The sequence below is a fragment of the Paenibacillus sp. FSL R10-2734 genome, assembly GCF_037963865.1.
In the GTDB taxonomy this organism is placed as follows: domain Bacteria; phylum Bacillota; class Bacilli; order Paenibacillales; family Paenibacillaceae; genus Paenibacillus_AQ.
In genome coordinates this window covers 4,611,951-4,631,665 of the sequence record NZ_CP150170.1, presented here as the reverse complement: position 1 = coordinate 4,631,665, position 19,715 = coordinate 4,611,951, and the positions used below count along the sequence as shown (strand labels likewise).

Sequence of the window (19,715 nt, the reverse complement as noted above, 5' to 3'; positions counted from 1 at the left end):
GCAATCTCTTTCTACTTTTGTGGTAAATACAACGGGGGGAACCGATAATCTAGTGCGAATCCTGACTTTGAAACGAGTTATGTAGGTCAAAATCCACAAGGATGAATAACCTGGGGTGGTGACTATAAAGGTACCGATATTAATGCCGACCAAATGGAACCTAAACACAGATTAGTATACCAAATATTAATGTGTCCAATGGCAACCTTGAGTTTGGGTTTTATTCTGTCGCAAAAGTTGGCAATTGGATCGCAATTGATAATGTAACACTTACACCAACAACTATTTTACTTTGAATAAGGCAGCAACTGCATCAAGTCAGTGGGATTCGAGTAATGATGCTTCTACAGCAATTGATGGTGATTCTATAAACACCCGTTGGAATTCAGTGAATGGGACTGGAGCGGGGGGATGGCTGGAAATTGACTTGGGCAGTATTCAAACAATTAATAGTATATACCGTAAAAGAGTTTGCAAACAGAATTAGTAGCTATACAATTTCATAGTGGTAATTGGCATCCCGTGGGTTGTTACAGGCTATTAAGTGAATGAAGATAGATTCAGCTGAATCCATTGCTGAGGAAATGCTGAAGTGAGTTCCTTAGATTAAGAGAGTAAGGTCAATAACAAAAAAGACTAACCCAAAGTAGTTACTTCTACTTCTGGGATAGTCTTTTTTGTGAGAAGTGCAAAAAAACTATACAATACGTGAAAAATATTACATCGAAACCTTTATTTTGTATGGATTTATCCTAAAAGTAGCTTCATTAGTTCTTTATTATGTACTTTCACCATATGAAAAATTCACAATAGAAAAGTACAAAAAACAACTCTCTCTACTTACTTTCAAATAAATCATCATCACCATTGCTACTTAATTCCGATACATCTTGGAAAAAGTGAACCCTCTACCACATTTCAGGTTGTGAAAGTTGGAAAATAGTGCTTATACTAGAGTTATAGAAGGAAAGATTAGCCAATAAAAAATACAACATGAGGAGGGTTTATATGGCGTTTATGATTGCTCAACGGGCTTTTATCAAGGTGTATCTTATAACGATGGTAGAACAACACCGCGGGTACGGATACCAAATGCTTGAGGATTTACGTCGAGATTTCAAGGCACATGGTTATTCCCCTCCACAGAGCGAAATCTATCGCGCCTTACATGAGTTAGTACAGCAAGGGATTTTATACCGAACTAAACAGCTAAAAGGGAATGACCCGAGGGTGGATTTTCAGGAAATTGTCTTGTACCATTTTACTTCTGATGGAGAAGAGAAAGCGAAGCTATATAAGAAGCAGGTGAAGACGGATCTTGATCGCTGCCTAGGTATTTTGAACAAGGCGGTTGCGGATAACTTCTAGAACTGGAACTATAGTTATATTTTCAGGATGCTCTCACCCTGTTATAATGGTTACTACCGGATAATTGCAGTTTATACTTGGAGGTAACAAATGATGGATGAACATATGAAACGTCGATTGGACAAACAACGCAAGCTATTTAGCCAACTTGGCATCACACTAGATGCTCTAACCATACATGAAAAAGAATTCAGTATGAAGCTTCGCGGTTACGATGCGGAGGAAGTTGATACATTTCTAGATAGTGTAATCAAGGATTACGAGCGTTTCTATGCGACGATCGCTGATCTGATGGATAAATGGCAAGAACAGCAGCTAGAAATGCGAGAATTAAAATCAGAAACCAAAGCCACAGAGGTTATACAAGTTCCAGTACTTCGAGGCATCGATCCAAAGGATTTAGAAGAGGTTATTCTAAAACTGGAGACGAATGTGCGTCAGCTTAAAGATAAGCTTCCCCAAATCGAAAGCTATTTATAAGTCCTGAATTTTGATTTCAGGAGCTCGGCTTGACATTTATAAATTTACCATTGACGAGTAGCAGTTCATGAATTATGATATGTTCATAAATGATCATTTATATTTCAGTGGCGTGTTACCGTTAAGGGCATGAGCCAAGAATGTCTTCATCTTCATGAGACATTTCTTGGCTTTTTTTGTTCCTAATTGACGATAATATGGGAAAGGAGTGATGAGCTTGTCGCGGGAGATCGAGCAATTTCAAGTACAGCGTGTGATTGGGAACAACGTTGTAATGGTTCAGGGAAGCAAGAACGGCAAGGAATATGTCATCATTGGCAAAGGTATTGGTTTTGCTGTAAAAGGTTCAGGTGTGATTGAAGGAAACGATCCTCGTATTGAGAAATTGTTTCGTCTAGAAGATCGCGAAGCCTGGAGCCAGTATCAAATTTTGTTGGAAGACATAGATCCCAAAGTGATGAGAATAACTGATGAAATAATTGCTGATATCCAAAGTCAATTTCCTGACAAATTAAACGACAAGATTTATTTGGCACTCCCGAGCCACATTCAGTTCACCATTTACCGTCTGCGCAACGGGATGGATATTATTAATCCCTTTTTACAAGAAACCAAAATGTCCTTCCCGAAGGAATTTGATATCGCTTACAAGGCATCGGAGAAAATCAATGCTGAATTTCAGGTGCAAATTCCCGAAGACGAGGTTGGGTTTCTAACTTATCATGTGTACTCAGCAGTTAGTAATGTATCGGTGGGTCAGTTGGTAAAAGCATCTAATATTGTAAGTGAACTTCTAGATATGATTCAGCAAGAACGGAATATAACTTTTGAGCATGGCAGTATGAATCATATTCGATTAATGATCCATTTACGGTTTTCACTGGAACGTATTTTGAAGGGATCACTAATAGATAATCCATTTGTGAAACATATTAAGAAGGAATACAAAGAAGAATATAAGTTATCTCAAAAGCTCGGTAAAGTGATGCAAGGATCACTTGGTGTAGATATCCCGGAAGAAGAGCTGTGTTTTCTGGCAATGCACTTACACCGATTATTTCAAACCTTAGAGAGAAAAAACTAACATCTTAAGAGGAGTGGAGCGTAATGTTTTGGAAAACAAAAAAAGAAGAGAAACATACTGGACATACAATTGAAATTATGGCACCAATCAGCGGAGAGGCAGTTTCATTAACAGAGGTTCCGGATGAAACCTTTGCTGGTGGGCATATGGGTAGCGGAATTGCAATAAAACCATCCGAGGGAATCCTAAAAGCTCCTTTTGATGGCACAGTTGCTCATATCGTGAAATCAAGTCATGCAGTTATTCTGGAACATTCCTCCGGTCTGCAATTGCTGTTACATATCGGAATCGACACTGTCAGCTTAAAGGGCAACGGATTTGTAAGTCATATTGCCTCTGGAGATCAAGTGAAAGCAGGTCAAACCCTAATCGAATTTGATCTGGACGTTATTCGCGCAGCAGGTTGTGACACAATTTCGCCTGTAATCGTGACTAGTACGGAGGAAACGCCACCTCAAGTGGACGGACATTATGGTCAGGTTACAGCAGGACAGGATCTAATTCTTACCGTGGCTTCAAAGTAATAAGCCTATAGATTACTACTTTTGATTCGAAAGGATGATATAACTATGTTGGCTTTTCTACAAAAATTAGGTAAGTCGCTAATGCTTCCAGTCGCTACCATGCCAGCGGCAGCTATTCTTCAAGGGTTTGGTTTGCTTGACTACGAGAAAGATTTGCATCTAGGATCAGCGGTCGGAGGATTCTTGAACCAATATTTTGCTCCATTTCTAAACGCCGGAGCGGGTGCTATCTTCGGAAATCTTGCATTGATCTTCGCTGTAGGGGTTGCCATTGGATTTGCCAAGGACGCTGTAGCAGCCTTGTCAGCAGTAATTGCATACATGGTACTAACTAAGATTCTGGCTATCGTACCACTTCAATTCTCCTTTATTCATGATGATGTAGTGCTGAATATGGGTGTGCTTGGTGGTATTTTAACGGGGGCTTGGGCGGCATTTCTGTATAAGAAATATCACAATATCAAGATGCCAGATTGGCTTGGATTCTTTGCAGGTAAACGTTTTGTTCCAATCATTACCGCAGCATCCACGATGGTCCTTGCAGTATTAATTGGGATGATCTGGAGTCCTGTACAAGATGTAATTAGTGATTTCGGAAACTGGGTTGTATCTTTGGGAGCTGTAGGAGCTTTCATCTTTGGTACAGCTAACCGCTTATTGATTCCGATTGGGCTTCACCACGTACTTAATACAATCGCTTGGTTCCAAATTGGTGACTTTACGAATGCAGCTGGTGAATTAGTACACGGTGACTTGTATCGTTTCTTCGCTGGAGACAAAACTGCTGGGATGTTTATGACAGGCTTCTTCCCAATCATGATGTTTGCACTTCCAGGTGCAGCGCTTGCGTTTATTCATACAGCTAAACCAGAAAAACGGAAAATGGTTGCTTCCATCTTCATCGGTTCCGCTATCGCTTCTTTCTTAACAGGGATTACTGAACCACTGGAGTTCTCCTTTATGTTCTTGGCACCAGTGTTGTACTTAGTGCATGCTTTACTAACTGGTTTCTCAATGGCGTTAATGTACATTCTAGATGTTAAGCTTGGTTTCGGTTTCTCCGCTGGTTTGATTGACTATCTAGTGAACATGAAGCTATCCACCAATGCATGGATTCTTATCCCTGTAGGTCTGTGCTTCTTCGTTCTTTACTACGTGCTGTTCCGATTTATCATCACGAAGTTCAAGCTTAAGACTCCGGGTCGTGAAGATGATGAAGAAGCACTTGTAGCACCAACTGGAGGTAACGCAACAGGCTCAGCTGCTTCTTCTAAGGCTGCTCAAATTCTTGAGCACATCGGCGGACCTTCAAACATCGAGAATATCGATGCTTGTATTACACGCCTTCGTCTGATCGTTAAAGACGAGAAAGCCGTTAAAGATTCCGCACTGAAACAACTCGGTGCTTCCGGTGTGATGAGACTTGGTCAAGGTGCTGTACAAATCGTATTTGGTCCGAAATCGGAGCAATACAAAGAGGAAATTGAGAAGTTACTGTAACTTAACGTACTCCGTTTAAATTATTAGCAAGGGCTAGTCCGCATACTAGCCCTTGTTTTTTTTGTACGCTTAGAGGGATAAAGTGTTGCAATATACACAATACCTAGTATAATACTTGGTATAAACACACAAAGGAGTCGGTACATATGTCAGTCGACGATTATCTGGACCTTTTAAATTATGCCAAAGCAATTAACGATGGACAGTGGCAGGCTGACATCATAGAGAGCTTAAAGAATCTTAATACCGTATCGGAAGAACCTCAGGTTCTAGAAGAAAGTGTGATAGAATTATGGTCACAGTTTGATTCGGTTAACATATTGATCATGAAGTTGTTTGAGAAGCTGCGTAAGAATGAAGATTCAAATGAAGTGTTACATTGGAAAGAACAGCTCCTGGAGCTTAAGCTGGAGCGGAGTCTTTTATCAAAGAAGATTCTTAACCGATATATCCGAATTCGATGAATGGGATCGTAATTGATATGCGAGATAGTCTTTTGAAGACAGTTACCTTATTAATCTAGGGGCTGTCTTTTTGTATGTCTAAAGATTGGTTATGATAATTATGAAGATTTATGATACAAAAATGCGCTGACGGTCGTCTTACTTATAGCTGCAGCTGATAAGGAGGCTTTACAGAATGGAAATTCCGGAATCTGAAATTTTTAAAGCATTATTTTACGAACATCATCCTGTTGTCAGACGTAAGCTTGCCGCTTTGGTACGCGATGAATCGGCAGCGGATGACTTAGCGCAAGAAGTATTTCTGAGATTGTACCGTAATCCACCAGATGATCCAGCGGCGCTGGGTGCCTGGCTTCATAGAGTCCTTACACGGGTTGGATATGATTATCTGGAGAAAAAAGCGAGGGAACGGCGGCTACAGAATAAACAAGAGCAGCTGTATGATGCCAATGAATCCCCCCCTTCAGGTGAAGAAATCATAATCAGTAAGCTTGATCAGGAGGATGTACATGTCTGGCTGAATGAACTGCCTGAAAGAGACAGACAAGCGCTTCTCCTGCGCTACTCCGGGTACAGTTATGTGGAAATCGCGGGAGAGCTTGGAGTAAGACCTCCAGTAGTAGGAACCCTGCTTCACCGTGCGACAGAGAAACTAAGACAAAATGCAACGAAGGCAATACCCCAGACGAAGTAGACTTCTTTCGAGGAGTAGATACGAAGTGATTTTTAAATTCAGGAGGTACAATAATGACTAACTATTCAGGAAAGCAAGATAAAGATAAACAAAGTACAGAGGAAGCCTGGGCTAAGCTGCAAAGTAAGCTAGAAAATGAGCCTTATAATCCTCGGTGGGCGGAATGGAGTCAAAATCCGAAGAGCCATACTGAGGATTCTGTGAATTTAAGTCAGCCAGCAAATGTAGAGAGCGTTGAATCAGAGTCAGAACCAACTGTAGTACAGGAGATGCTTGTAGCTACCCAAGATAAACAAGTAAAACATCCACGTCGACTGCGTATGAACCGTCGTCGGAAGTTGGGCGCTGTAGTAGCAAGTGTGGCGGTCTTTGCAGTCATCCTCGCGACACCGATTGGCAATACCGCAATGGCATCCATTCTGAATCAGTTCCGGATGGAACAGGTTACTGTTGTAAACGAGAGCGATATTCGTAATATTTTCACACAGGTAGCTGAAGAAGGCGGGCTTAATCAATCAATCAATCAATTTGGTGAGTTTACGAACGCTAACGGAGCTGAAATTGGTGAGTTGCCTGCGGATCAACTGAAGGCTACTCTTGGGTATCCAGCGAAAAACGCTGCATTAGTGGAAGGGAAAAATACGGTTACGGTAGGCGCTTCACAAGATATCACGCTTAATCTGAAAGTGGACGAAGTGAACAAAGTCCTAAAAAAAATTGGAGCAGAGCATTTGCTGCCCGAATCAATTGACGGCAAACCGATTACACTTCATATTCCGGAAATTGTAAGCTATAATCTCTCACCAGACGAGAGTCACTGGGCAAGCCTGTCGCAAATGAACACACCAATACTGAACATTGATCCTTCTATTAAAGTGGAAGAAGCATTGGAGGCTGTAGTTAATTTCCCACTACTGCCAGATTATTTGAAGACTAGCTTAATGCAAAGCCGGGTCTTATCTGGAGAAATCCCAATGCCGTTAATCGCTGGAGAAAATACTGAACAAATAATGGTAGGCGACACTTTAGTTATTGTAGATAATTATGAATATAGCCGCGGTGCTGTATATCAAGCAACATGGATTCAAGATGGACAGCTATTCAATTTGTCAGGTGAGCTCTATTCGAGTAAAGAGAAGCTTATGACCAAGGTTCAGGAGCTGATTGAATCATGAGTACTGCTGCAATTGAAGCCAAGTCCCTAACCAAGGAATATGATAACGGGCGCGGCTGCCGAGATGTAAGCATTACTGTAGGGAAAGGGGAAGCCTTTGGCTTCCTCGGTCCTAACGGTGCAGGTAAAAGCACTTTTGTAAAAATGCTCGTAGGACTTATAAATCCAACAAGTGGCAGTGGAAGTCTGTTCGGGCATAAGATTGGTTCAGTGGAAGCTAAATCACTAATTGGTTATTTACCGGAATTGTATCGATATCAGGAATGGCTGACGGGTGAAGAGGTTGTCAGGCTACATGCACGATTATGTGGAATGCAGCGGTCTGTAGCAGATAAGAGAATTCCAGAACTGCTTGCTGAGGTTGGAATTGGTAAGCGTGGACGTGATCGAGTGAAGCATTACTCTAAGGGAATGCAGCAAAGACTGGGATTGGCTTGTGCACTTGTAAATGAACCGGCTATCGTGTTTTTGGATGAGCCCTCATCGGCACTAGATCCAATCGGACGTCAGGAAGTCCGGCATATTCTGCAAAAACTAAAAGAAAAAGGGGTAACGGTATTTCTAAACTCTCATCTGTTAGAGGATGTTGAAGTACTGTGCGACCGAATGGCGCTACTGAATAACGGTGTTATTCTCCGGCATGGCAAAGTGTCCGAGGTGCTGAACAAGCGTATGAGCTGGCGTTTTAAAGTAGGCGGCTATGCGCCTATTTTATTGTCATGGCTGAATGAGAACACAGGCTTGCAGATCCGGGTGTCTTCCCATACCGAAGAAAAGCTAATAAATGGATTGGAAAATCTACAATCTATAGACAGTAGTACGGTTTGGTTGGAAGCGGAGCTGGAAAGCGAAGAGCAGGTGGGGTGGCTGAATACGCTAATTGTAGAACAAGGAATGACCTTATATGAAGTTTCACGTAAGCAAGAACGGCTGGAAGCGTGGTTTATGAATGCTGTATCAGGACTAAACCACAGGGGTGAACAGGAATGAGAATTATAATGGGTATGACCTGGAAGGAATTACTCCGAAAAAGAGTAATGGTGCTGACGTTACTTATGACCGTGGCCTTTCTTATTGGATTTTGGTTTATTGCTAGTACGATCGGGCAAAGTGGTGGATCGCACGGTTCGAGTATTTCTAACGGAGGAGAACTCCTTATTCGATTTACTAACGGTGTATTTATTTTAACGTTTGGATTTTTCTTCGGTGCCTTTGTCATTGCTTTTTTAGCTATTTTTAGTTCTTTCTCAGCCATTTCGGGTGAGGCAGAGCAGGGAGTGATGCAAGCTTTACTACCAAGGCCAATTCCACGCTGGAAATGGTATACCGGTCGCTGGCTGGGTTATGTAACACTGGGAGTAGGTTATGCTCTGATTTTATTTATTTCAATATTGCTAATTACGCAAGCCCATGCCGCTATTCCAAGAGATGGATTAGCTTTATTCAAATCATTCCTGCTCTTTTCCTCAATCGTTCCTTTGCTGATAACTATTTCTATGCTGGGCTCAGGTTTCTTCTCGGCACTTGGGAATGGGGTCTTTATGACGATGTTATATGGAGCTGGATGGCTAGGGGGAATGATTGACAAGGTAAGTGGTTCTTTGCTATCTGGGACTGAAGCGCTTAGCACTTTAAATAATATGACGGGTATTATGTCATTACTTATGCCTGTAGATGGGCTACAGCGCAGAATGACCGCAGAGCTGTTTAGTTTTAATGAAATGAACGGGATGTTTGGTACTTCCGATAGTTTATTTGGGCTGGCTAGCTTCACCTCTGTCCCATCCAATGCATTTGTCATATATGCAATTTTTTATACGCTATTGGCGTTCTTATTCGGATTGTATCGTTTTCAGCGGAAGGATTTATAGTACGTTAACAAAATATGGAAGAACTAAAATTGCCCTTTTTGTTTCCGGATACGGAACAAAAAGGGCTTTTTGAGTTAGCGTGAGCGGGATTCAATAGTTTCACCAAGCTCAATCCAATCCGTAGACCAATTTCCAATTTCACCAAGTATAGGAGCCAAGGCTGTGCCTTTTTGAGTAAGGGAGTACTCAATGCGTACTGGCATTTCTGGATATACGGTTCGCTCAATAATGCCTTCGATTTCCATTTCCTTCAGTCGGTCAGATAACACTTTACCGCTTAGATTGGACAGACAGCTTTCAATTTCGCCAAAACGACGTGGACCTGGCATAAGCACGAAAACGATTAGCGCGACCCAACGTTTACTTAGTAAGTCAACCGCTTTTTCAAAGCGAGGACACATGTTGAAATCATTCATAATATCACCTCAACATTCATTATATCATAAACTTACATAAAGTAATTATAAATATTTAAAGATATATTATAACTTGACGAAGTTATATTACAATGATAAACTAACTTACAAATAGTTACTTATATTTTAACTAATATTCGATCTTTACGTTTAGCTACAGCTAAGCATCGATGAACATTGAGGAAGGTGTACTCATGATTAAACCAGATATTATTTCTATCCTACAAAATAAAATTACTCGAATTCCTTTAGCACACAGTACAAATATATTAGTTGGCCCGATTACCTTACCCGTGAATTTAGACGGAGAGACTGTTACTTTTAAATGGTACAACTGGCTGAACACAACAGATGCAGAACTTTTAAAAGGCGATAGCAGCGAAGCTACGGCTGCTTTAATTTCCAAGTTGCCAACCATGAGCCTTGCAGATGGACAGCAATCCAGTGTGTTAGTGTATGGTGATTTCGAGGGTTCAGATGAAGCCTTGATTCGGATGCATAGCATTTGCCATACCGGTGATATATTTGGCAGTAAACGTTGTGATTGTGGCTTCCAGCTGCATCAGTCCATGAAGATGATCGTAGAGCACGGTTCGGGTGCATTATTCTATCTTGCTAACCATGAAGGCAGAGGCATTGGACTGTTTAGCAAATCTTTGGCGTATCTTTTACAAGAAGAAGGATACGATACAGTTGAGGCTAATTTAGAGCTGGGCTTTGCAGATGATTCAAGAAATTATGAAGAAGCAATTAGCGTTCTGCAACATTTACGTCATAAGCCAGTCACTTTGATTACGAATAATCCGAAGAAATTGGAAGCTCTCAAGGCTGCAGGAATGAATGCTGTGAAAAGAGTAGCGCTATGGGGAGATGTATCTTCTTTTAACGAGAAATATTTGCGCACCAAAGTGGCTCGTTCAGGACATTTAGAAGCTGTGAAAGATGCGAATCCAATTGTAGGAAGAGTGGCTAAGTAAAGATTGAGGTAGTGCTTTTGGACTTCTTCTATTATAATGGGGTACTGGAACCCAACATTAAGCTTAGTGAGGTACAATATGACTGCTATTCAAGTGCAAGACTTACGCAAAACATTCAAAGTACAAAAAAACCGCGAAGGTCTCAAAGGGGCCTTCGCTGATTTGTTTAAAAGGGAATATACGGAAGTAACGGCTGTGAAGGATATTTCCTTTTCCATTCCCGAAGGTGAGATTTGTGGGTATATCGGAGAGAACGGTGCTGGGAAATCAACTACGATCAAAATGCTCACGGGTATTCTCGTACCAACTTCAGGAAATCTTACGGTGGGTGGTTATGTTCCTTATTTGGAGCGCGAGAAATTCGTGAAAAATATCGGCGTGGTATTCGGGCAACGCAGCCAGCTCTGGTGGGACATCGGGGTCATTGAATCCTTCCAGCTGCTGCGCAAAGTATACCGGGTATCTGAACAAGACTTCAAGAAACGGCTGGATGAATTGGTCGAACGTTTGCAATTGCAAGAACTGCTTAATCGTCCGGTTCGTAAACTCAGTCTAGGTCAGCGGATGCGTTGTGAATTAGTAGCTGCATTGCTGCATAATCCATCGATTGTATTTCTAGATGAACCGACCATTGGCTTAGATATTGTGGTGAAATCAGAAATCCGTGAATTCCTTAAAGATATGAACCGTGAGCATGGGACAACCATACTGCTGACTACACATGACCTGCAAGATATTGAGGCGCTTTGCTCGCGGGTGATTATGCTTGACGATGGCCGAATTATTTATGATGGCGGACTAGAAGATTTGAAACAGCGCTGGGGAACCGGTCGTGAAGTTCAATTTCAATTTGGAAATGCAACGAAACGTCAGCAGCTTGAGCTTTGGACAGATGGGATGCCAGTTACATGGTCTGCGGAGAATGATCATGGGGCGTCTGTGTGGATTCCGCTAGAAATAAATGTCTCCGATGTATTAGGAAGAGTAGTCGGAAAAGCAGATATTACGGATATCAAAATCATTGAGACGAATACAGATGATATTGTTCGCAGTATTTATCAATCCGGGTCTGCGGATAAACCAGATGAAATGGCTGCCGCTCTGAAGGATGAAAGAGAGGCTCTACATGTCTGATAAGCTTAATCCTGCATCGGCTATGTCCTCTTCTGCTGGAGGCTCGTCTTCAGGTGGGCCGCAGGACAATAGCCGAAGATTACTATTCGGGGCTTACCTCGATTTTATTCGCATTCGTTTTCTTACCATGCTCGCTTATCGGATCAACTACTATTCAGGTATTCTTATCTATTCACTGAATATCGGCGTGAACTATTTCACATGGATGGCCATCTATGGAAACGGTGATTCACTGGGTGGCTTCACTGCGACGCAAATGACGTCTTATGTGGCGGTATCGTGGATGGCTCGCGCGTTTTATTTTAACAATCTAGATCGTGAGATCTCTACGGATATACGAGACGGAAGTATCGCTATCCAGTTTATAAGGCCCTATAACTATGTATTGGTCAAAATGATGCAAGGATTCGGAGAAGGTATGTTCCGCTTCCTTTTGTTTATGATTCCAGGGATGGCTATAGCAATGTTGTTGTTCCCGGTTCAATTACCAACAGCACCTTCTGCTTGGGCTGGTTTTCTTGTAATGCTCTTTTTCAGCTTTTTGATTAATTCACAGATTAATATTATTACCGGGCTCTCGGCCTTCTTTGTTGAGAATAATGAGGGTATGATGCGGATGAAGCGGGTAATTGTTGATTTGTTCTCCGGTCTGATCGTGCCGATCAGTCTGTTTCCTGACTGGCTATCTTCCGTACTTAAGGTGCTGCCGTTTCAGGCGATTACTTACTTGCCAGGTTCAGTGTTTACGGGACGAGTGCAAGGGGTTGGGATTTGGAATGTACTAGGGATACAGATCGTTTGGTTCCTGGCCTTACTGATTCCAATTGTCTGGTTATATCATGCGGCGCGGCAGCGTCTCTTCGTGCAGGGAGGGTGAGGAAGCTTGTATTACCTTGGATTATTAATTGAATATATCAAAAATTATATGAAGTCCCGGCTTACCTACCGCGCAGATTTTTGGGTAGAGGTCATATCAGATTTACTCTTTCAGGCCACCAACTTTATCTTTATACTGGTGATCTTCATGCATACAGACAGCTTAGGTGGCTGGAATCAGAATGAAGTAGTGTTTGTTTATGGATTCTTTATGGTGCCTTTTGGGGTGTTTAGTTGTTTTGTGAATCTTTGGGGATTTAGTGAGCGTTACATCGTCAAAGGTGAGATGGACCGTATTTTGACACGTCCAGCACATAATTTGTTCCAGATCTTTTTGGAAAATGTTGACCCTCCAGCACTAATGGGCTCATTCATAGGAATCATTATTATGGCCATCAGTGGTGGAAATCTGGGTCTTCCTTTTGAATGGTGGACCATACCGGCTCTGATCATTCTTACGTTGAGTGCGGTCGCCATTTATACGGGGATTTATACGACATTGACTTCATTGTCTTTCTATTCCGATGCTCCAACAGGGATTCTCCCGCTAATGTACAATATTCAGACCTATGGCCGTTACCCGGTAACGATTTATAATCGTGCTATTCAGGTGCTGCTTACGTGGATCATTCCGTTTGCGTTCGTCGGAGTCTACCCTGCAGCGCTCTTCCTGCAGCGAGAAGAAATGACCAGCCTTGCTCTGATGACACCAGTAGTAGGTGCGATATTCCTTGGGATTGGCTTGTTAACTTGGAGTTATGGCGTACGAAGATATAAGGGTGCGGGGTCTTAGGCTTAGCTGGTGATGACCATTGATTGCTTATTTTTATAGTAGTTATAACCGTTCAGAGATTCCTTCTGAACGGTTTTTTATGTTTTGCTGTGATGAAGTAACTTCGATCTATAGTTATGCTAAAATTGAAATATCTACTTTGCTTTTGTATGAACTAATATGACATGGAGGATACATAATGAGTATGATTGATGTTTTACCAGAACCTAAAGCTTTAAAGGAAAATATGAAAACTCTTGCTGCTTTAAATATTATATGTTGTCCAGAAGAATGGCTACGATATCATAGTTACATTCCAGAGTCCGATGATAATATTTCCATAGCGTCCATTGACAATGGATCCGGCGATCATTTGTTTATTATATTTGCACCTCAAGGAACGATAATCAAAGGTTTTGATCATGAGTCCGAAGTAAGTCCTTATGTGCTCGATGAACACGAAGTTTGGCCGGGGATCTACGAAGAAGTTCCAGCCTCACTATTGTCTTTACTTGAAGATGATGCAATAGCTAAGGAAGATGTTACTTTTTGCTTATGGCGTGAAAACAATGATTTGATTTGGCAGAAGGGGGAGGTAGAGATTCCAGCGGGAGCAGAAGATGGTTCGGACTTTTTGCTAGGAACTATTTTTCGCACAGCTGAGGATTTTGTGGAATTTGCCGAAGGTTATTTTGAACTCACACTCCCCTTAGAGATTGTTGCTAACATATATGAGGGAGCAGCCATTACGAGAGAGATGATCAAGGCTTTAAATCCTGATGGCGATGTAGAGAAAGTCCTTCAAGAGTTAGCGGAATTAGGCTGAAGAAAGGGGGAGCGAGATGGAACTCTTCATAGATAAGATGAGTGAAAGTGCGGCTAAGGATATCTTAAGCTGGCGATATGATCCACCTTATGATTTTTACAACAATGAACAAACTCCTGAAGCTATAAGTGAAATGCTTGCAGAATCATATTTTTCCGTATTTGATGATAATAAAAAGTTAGTAGGATTCTTTTGTGTAGGAAGCTCAGGGCAAGTTCCAAATGAGTTTTATACATATTCTCAGGGGTTAATAGATATTGGATTAGGGATGAGACCAGAGTTTACAGGACAGGGAAAGGGGACTCTATTTTTCACAGCTGTTCTAAGCCAAATTGATAAAATGTTCGGAAAAAGCTCAAAACGTCTGACAGTGGCAAAGTTTAATGATAGAGCGATACGTCTGTATGAAAGATCGGGATTTTCCCGGGAAGCTGAATTTGTTAAAGGAAATACTGCATTTATTGTTATGATTAATTAATCTTAAGATGAATGCTTCTAGGTTTCATTAATATAATTGAAAATGCTTTTGGAGTTTGAGAGCTGAAGAAATAGATAAAGATAGTTTAAGATCAAGCGCGGTGAACCGTACCATAGTTTGGATTGCCGACAGGTTTGGACGCGAAGCAGGATTTTTTGATAAACCGATGATTTTACGGTGGCAGGATCGTCTATACTAATGAATAACAATCGAAACAAAAACTCGAGGAGGAACAATCTTATGACGGTAAAACTTACCCCTTATATTACTTTGGAGGGACGCGTAAAGGAAGCAATTCAGTTTTATGAACAAGCCATCGGTGCAGAAGTCCTCTCCATGGTTACTTACGGTGAAATGCCGGACATGCCCGATACGTTCACTGACGATCTGAAGAGTCTTGTAGCGCATGCCAAGTTAAAAGTCGGTGTAACGGAACTCATGTTTTCGGATGCTCCAGGCGGTTCGCCTATTGAAAACGGAAAACGGGTAACCATTTGCATTACAACGAACGATGTAGAAGAATCAAAACGAATTTATGAAGCCTTGCGGCAAGAAGGTAGAGTCAATATGGCGTTTAAAGAAGAGCCTTTCAGCCCTGGATTTGCTGATATAACGGATAAATTCGGCGTAACCTTTCAAATCTATACTGAGCTTGAACACTAAAAACGAACAAAGAGTTGCACAGAAAGATGGTGCGACTCTTTTTTATTGTAAAGGATTTTAGACTACGTCGGAGCCATCTATCATTTTGCATAGATGATCTTGGATTTCATTTTGCGCATTTTTTTAAACATCAACTTGTGTTTTTCACTGTTTTGATTTATTTTAATTAAACCCCATGAAGCTATTACATAAGTATAAGAAAGAGGTTTATTAATGAATAAGTTTTCTCTAGTAAAAAGCTTTTTTGCGATTACGCTCTTACTAAGTGCTTTAACCGGTTGCACCTTAGCCGAGCAATCTACTCTAGACCCAGCTCCAACAATAACAACTAGTCCCGACCCAAAATCTGATTCAACAGCAAACAATACAGTAGATGCCAACAAGCGTTTATTAGATGCAAAAGTAACCCGAGTAGTCGATGGAGACACCATGAAGTTAACTATTGACGGCAAAAAGGAAACCGTTCGCTTGCTGCTGGTCGATACTCCTGAATCCGTTAATCCTAATATTCCTGAACCACAGCCATTTTCGATAGAAGCCTCTAATTATGCTAAAAAGATGCTTACAGATAAAGATGTGCAAATTGAACTCGATGTGTCAGAGCGGGACAAATATGGCCGTCTACTTTGTTACCTTTATATTGATGGTAAAATGTTTAATGAGCTTCTGCTAGAGCAAGGGTATGCTCGTGTAGCTTATGTATTTGCACCCAATACAAAGTACGTAGATCAATTCAGAGCTATTCAAGATAAGGCTCGTGAGAGTGGAATAGGGATCTGGAGTATTGAAAATTACGCGCAAGACAAGGGGTTTCATGTTCCTAAGTCTTCAGCAACTCCTAAGCCAGCACGCTAACTGATGGTTAGTGTATGTATAAGGAACTACAGAAGTGAATTTGAATTTTGGATGGTTTTGGTATAAGCATGTATAAAAATATCCCGTTAACCTTAACTGGTCGACGGGGTATTTTTCATTTAATTAATTTAGAAATGAAATTAAGTTCAGGGAAACGTTCATTATATTTGTCCTGCATAATGCAGGACATTCAGATAATATTCATAATGGAGGATTGCCCAGTACACAATATTCATTTGGAATACCCTTTAATATAATTAGATCACACAGAATTTTTTGAGACAAACCTTGCAGCTCTTACCTAAAGGTTTAACAATAGATAGAAATACCTAACACGAAATATATATTATTCTATTTATCTTCGGTGGATTCGACATTTGTTCTCGGGGGTGGCGTTACAATGTGCATGATCGAATTTGGCTGCTGTATCGCGATGGATACCTCGTTACGATGAATAGTGAGTTAGGCGAGGGGACACGGGCGAAAAATTATGCTGCCGCTGATCGAAATCGATTGAAAATACTAAAAAAATACTAAAATCCAAATAAAATACAAAATACATGTGATACTTTATTAATATAAGTAATAAAATGACAAATCTGTACAAAAAAAGTGCTAAAGATGGCGAATGACCGAGTGCTACAATGTAATCAGATATTCTGGTAAGCGATTGCAGTAAATGCGACGTGTCGGAAGTACGCGAAGGTTGCCGATGTGGAGACCACTAAGAGCATTATGACTGACGTAACGTTAAACCCAGCATAGATTTCTGCTTTGGCCAGATATATCAGTACTTATGCGATTTTCATGTTGCAAAAGTTGAGTTATACATTTAAAGGTGAGGTGCAGAAATGAATAAAATTGAATTTGAAAAAGCGCTTAATTCGACGCAAAACGCTAAATTGTGGGTTGATCTCTATGGTGAAGACAATGTAGAGAACAACAAACAACGTTATGTATCATCTATCGAAAAATATACAAAAAGATTCCAACATGAGGATTTCGAAGTCTTTAGCGCTCCTGGCCGTGTTGAGATTGGTGGCAATCACACAGATCATAACGGTGGAAAAATACTCGCAGGCAGCATTAATCTTGATTGCATTGGTATTGCCACAAAAACCAAAAATAATTATGTATCTATTGTCAGTGAAAATTATCAGCTGGACTTCTCAATTAATATTGATGATCTGAGTAGTGAGCATGAAGGCAGTACCATTGAATTGCTTAAAGGCCTTTTAGCTGGATTTAAAGAAACCGGTAAAAACTTGGGTGGTTTCGATGTATATGTTACTAGCAATGTTCTTTCTGCCGCTGGTGTTAGCTCATCCGCTTCATTTGAAATGCTGATCTGTTCTATAATGGATCACTTTTTTAATGAAAACAAGTTGAGTAAAACTGAATATGCAAAGGTCGGCAAATATGCCGAAAATCATTACTGGAATAAAGACTCAGGATTGTTAGATCAGATGGCTTGTGCAGTTGGCGGAATTATCAATATTGATTTTCAAAATGAAGATAATCCAGAAATTAAGAATATAGATTTTGATTTTAATAAAGCTGGTTATGAAATTATTATTGTAAATACAGGTAAAGGCCATGCTGATCTAAGTGAAGAATATTCTTCTGTACCAAAAGAAATGAAACAAGTAGCTGCTCATTTTGGAAAAAGCGAGCTTGCAGAGCTGAAGTTAGAGGATATCTTATCTAACCTTAAATCTCTGCGCAATCAAGTAAGCGATCGTGCTATTCTTCGGGCAATACATTTTTTCAATGAAAATATAGTGGTCGAAAAACAGATAGAATCTCTGGAAAATGGTAATTTTGCTGAATTTTTAACTCTAATATCAGCCTCTGGAGATTCCTCTTGGAAATTACTCCAAAATTGCTATTCTATGTCCAATATTACAGAGCAAGGTATACCTCTTGCGTTAGAACTTACCCAACAATTTATTGCGAAGATAGGAAAAGGTGCAACAAGGGTTCATGGCGGGGGGTTTGCTGGTGTTATTATGGCAATAATTCCAAAAGAAAACACAAAAGACTACATTGAATATATAGAGGCTAATTTCTTAGAGAATTCAACGTATCCCATTACTATTCGTCCTTATGGAGCTGTGAAAATCACTGATTTAATGACAGTAGAAACTTACAAGTGAACTTAATTAAATCAACAACGGATCGTAAAATCGTGATAGATGAAAATAAATCTGGAAGCTCCAACCTAGGCACAACGCCTGTGCCTAGGTTAATCGTTTCATTGGCCATACCAGCTATTGTAGCTCAAGTTATTAATGCATTATATAACATTGTGGACCGGATATATATCGGTATGATACCTGGAGTAGGCGATATGGCTATGACAGGAGTAGGTGTTTGTTTCCCCATTATTATTCTCGTATCTGCATTTGCGCAATTAATAGGCTCTGGCGGTGCACCTCTGGCATCCATAGAGCTTGGTAAAGGAAATAAAGATCGTGCTGAAGCTATTCTTGGAAGTAGTGCTGCATCTTTATTTGTGATATCAATTTTCCTTACCATAGTTTTGCAAACAACTAAGAACCCCATACTTTTACTCTTCGGTGCAAGTGAGAAAACAATTGAATATGCAAACCAATATTTATTTATATATCTTCTAGGCACCTTATTCGTTCAATTTTCATTGGGTCTAAATAGTTTTATTGCTTCACAAGGGAAAATCAAAATAGCAATGATATCTGTTTTAATTGGAGCAATCCTCAATATCATTTTAGACCCTATTTTTATATTTACATTAGATTTAGGTGTTAAGGGTGCGGCTCTTGCAACAATTATTTCTCAAGCAGCTAGTACTTTATGGATTGTTCGATATCTTTTATCTAACAAAAGTGCTTTACGCTTGAAAAAGAAGTATATCAAGTTGGATAAAAAAGTGATTCTTCCCATTTTGGCATTAGGGGTTTCCCCTTTTATTATGCAGCTTACTGAATGCCTTATTAATATCATTTTTAATTCTGGGTTACAAAAATATGGAGGTGATTATTATGTAGGAGCAATGACGATTATTACAAGTGTAATGCAATTGATATATATTTTTTGCAACGGAATCACACAAGGAGTCCAACCTGTTATCAGTTATAATTACGGAGCAAAAAATTATATTAGGGTCAAAACAGCATATCGGCTAGGGTTTGCTTTGCATATCATCATTGGATCTTTAATTGTAGCTATCATAATGTTATTTCCAACTTTTTTCGCATCACTTTTTACAGATAATTTTGAAATGATAAATATTGTTACATATATGATGCCCATATTTGTTTGTGGGTGGGGGATTTTTGGCATTCAGTCAGGCGTTCAATGTACACTTGTAGGACTCGGTCAAGCAAAAACATCCCTTTTTTTGGCCTGTTTGAGAAAGATCATACTTTTGATACCACTAGCAATAATACTACCAAGTTTTTTTGGTGTAATAGGCATATTTTTAGCAGAACCTATATCTGATATCATTTCCGCAATTACAGCCGGTTTCATATTTAAGAGAAAGATAAAACAAGTACTAGGTACTATATAACACTAGCGT

Annotated in this window: 22 protein-coding genes; 21 read left to right on the top strand and 1 reads right to left on the bottom strand. The window is 40.3% G+C overall.

All coding sequences use genetic code 11. The features are described from left to right. Positions 1-1,008: 1,008 nt before the first annotated feature. From NSS67_RS20135 to NSS67_RS20090, 10 genes are all read left to right on the top strand, one after another. Entirely contained in the window at positions 1,009-1,368 is a 360-nt protein-coding gene (locus NSS67_RS20135) for a helix-turn-helix transcriptional regulator (protein WP_339315362.1), read from the top strand. 93 nt (positions 1,369-1,461) lie between these two features. Further along, positions 1,462-1,848 carry a DivIVA domain-containing protein gene (locus tag NSS67_RS20130; RefSeq protein ID WP_339320645.1) on the top strand — a complete coding sequence of 129 codons (387 nt, stop codon included), beginning with the start codon at positions 1,462-1,464 and terminating at the stop codon, positions 1,846-1,848. 211 nt (positions 1,849-2,059) lie between these two features. Beyond that, complete coding sequence (locus NSS67_RS20125; protein ID WP_339315361.1) at positions 2,060-2,932, top strand: PRD domain-containing protein; 873 nt, start codon at positions 2,060-2,062, stop codon at positions 2,930-2,932. 23 nt (positions 2,933-2,955) lie between these two features. Then, positions 2,956-3,456 carry a PTS glucose transporter subunit IIA gene (locus NSS67_RS20120; protein ID WP_339315360.1) on the top strand — a complete coding sequence of 167 codons (501 nt, stop codon included), beginning with the start codon at positions 2,956-2,958 and terminating at the stop codon, positions 3,454-3,456. 45 nt (positions 3,457-3,501) lie between these two features. Further along, on the top strand, positions 3,502-4,956 hold the full coding sequence (gene nagE / locus NSS67_RS20115; protein ID WP_339315359.1) for an N-acetylglucosamine-specific PTS transporter subunit IIBC: 1,455 nt from the start codon (positions 3,502-3,504) through the stop codon (positions 4,954-4,956). A gap of 146 nt (positions 4,957-5,102) precedes the next feature. Beyond that, entirely contained in the window at positions 5,103-5,420 is a 318-nt protein-coding gene (locus NSS67_RS20110; RefSeq protein ID WP_339315358.1) for a hypothetical protein, read from the top strand. A 175-nt stretch (positions 5,421-5,595) separates the two neighbouring features. Then, a complete protein-coding gene (locus NSS67_RS20105) occupies positions 5,596-6,114 on the top strand; it encodes a sigma-70 family RNA polymerase sigma factor (RefSeq protein WP_339315357.1) in 519 nt (172 codons plus the stop codon). Positions 6,115-6,167: 53 nt separating this feature from the next. Beyond that, a complete protein-coding gene (locus NSS67_RS20100) occupies positions 6,168-7,289 on the top strand; it encodes a hypothetical protein (RefSeq protein ID WP_339315356.1) in 1,122 nt (373 codons plus the stop codon). Beyond that, entirely contained in the window at positions 7,286-8,278 is a 993-nt protein-coding gene (locus NSS67_RS20095; RefSeq protein WP_339315355.1) for an ABC transporter ATP-binding protein, read from the top strand. The genes NSS67_RS20100 and NSS67_RS20095 overlap by 4 nt, the downstream gene beginning before the upstream one ends. Beyond that, positions 8,275-9,159 (top strand): ABC transporter permease subunit, encoded by an 885-nt coding sequence (locus NSS67_RS20090; RefSeq protein WP_339315354.1) that lies wholly within the window; start codon positions 8,275-8,277, stop codon positions 9,157-9,159. The genes NSS67_RS20095 and NSS67_RS20090 overlap by 4 nt, the downstream gene beginning before the upstream one ends. Before the next feature lie 74 nt (positions 9,160-9,233). On the opposite strand, the gene NSS67_RS20085 is transcribed toward NSS67_RS20090, so the two are convergent. After that, positions 9,234-9,575: a helix-turn-helix domain-containing protein gene (locus NSS67_RS20085; protein ID WP_339315353.1), complete on the bottom strand. Its 342-nt coding sequence runs from the start codon at positions 9,573-9,575 to the stop codon at positions 9,234-9,236. 194 nt (positions 9,576-9,769) lie between these two features. Here NSS67_RS20085 and NSS67_RS20080 point away from each other — a divergent pair, with 194 nt between their 5' ends. From NSS67_RS20080 to NSS67_RS20030, 11 genes are all read left to right on the top strand, one after another. Next, complete coding sequence (locus NSS67_RS20080) at positions 9,770-10,552, top strand: GTP cyclohydrolase II (protein WP_339315352.1); 783 nt, start codon at positions 9,770-9,772, stop codon at positions 10,550-10,552. A 78-nt stretch (positions 10,553-10,630) separates the two neighbouring features. Beyond that, positions 10,631-11,686 carry an ABC transporter ATP-binding protein gene (locus tag NSS67_RS20075; RefSeq protein WP_339315351.1) on the top strand — a complete coding sequence of 352 codons (1,056 nt, stop codon included), beginning with the start codon at positions 10,631-10,633 and terminating at the stop codon, positions 11,684-11,686. A 127-nt stretch (positions 11,687-11,813) separates the two neighbouring features. Further along, complete coding sequence (locus tag NSS67_RS20070) at positions 11,814-12,563, top strand: ABC-2 family transporter protein (protein ID WP_339320644.1); 750 nt, start codon at positions 11,814-11,816, stop codon at positions 12,561-12,563. Between the two features lie 48 nt (positions 12,564-12,611). Continuing rightward, entirely contained in the window at positions 12,612-13,355 is a 744-nt protein-coding gene (locus NSS67_RS20065) for an ABC-2 family transporter protein (protein WP_339320643.1), read from the top strand. A 178-nt stretch (positions 13,356-13,533) separates the two neighbouring features. Then, positions 13,534-14,160, top strand: a complete 627-nt coding sequence (locus NSS67_RS20060; protein ID WP_339315350.1) for a hypothetical protein — start codon at positions 13,534-13,536, stop codon at positions 14,158-14,160. A 16-nt stretch (positions 14,161-14,176) separates the two neighbouring features. Next, positions 14,177-14,638, top strand: coding sequence for a GNAT family N-acetyltransferase (locus NSS67_RS20055; protein WP_339315349.1), 462 nt, complete (start codon positions 14,177-14,179; stop codon positions 14,636-14,638). Positions 14,639-14,878: 240 nt separating this feature from the next. Next, positions 14,879-15,301: a VOC family protein gene (locus tag NSS67_RS20050; protein WP_339315348.1), complete on the top strand. Its 423-nt coding sequence runs from the start codon at positions 14,879-14,881 to the stop codon at positions 15,299-15,301. 213 nt (positions 15,302-15,514) lie between these two features. Beyond that, positions 15,515-16,156, top strand: coding sequence for a thermonuclease family protein (locus tag NSS67_RS20045; protein ID WP_339315347.1), 642 nt, complete (start codon positions 15,515-15,517; stop codon positions 16,154-16,156). A 402-nt stretch (positions 16,157-16,558) separates the two neighbouring features. Continuing rightward, positions 16,559-16,693, top strand: a complete 135-nt coding sequence (locus NSS67_RS20040; protein ID WP_339315346.1) for a hypothetical protein — start codon at positions 16,559-16,561, stop codon at positions 16,691-16,693. 314 nt (positions 16,694-17,007) lie between these two features. Further along, positions 17,008-18,312, top strand: a complete 1,305-nt coding sequence (locus NSS67_RS20035) for a galactokinase family protein (RefSeq protein WP_339315345.1) — start codon at positions 17,008-17,010, stop codon at positions 18,310-18,312. After that, complete coding sequence (locus tag NSS67_RS20030; RefSeq protein WP_339315344.1) at positions 18,309-19,706, top strand: MATE family efflux transporter; 1,398 nt, start codon at positions 18,309-18,311, stop codon at positions 19,704-19,706. Before NSS67_RS20035 ends, NSS67_RS20030 begins: the two co-directional genes overlap by 4 nt. Positions 19,707-19,715: the final 9 nt, after the last annotated feature.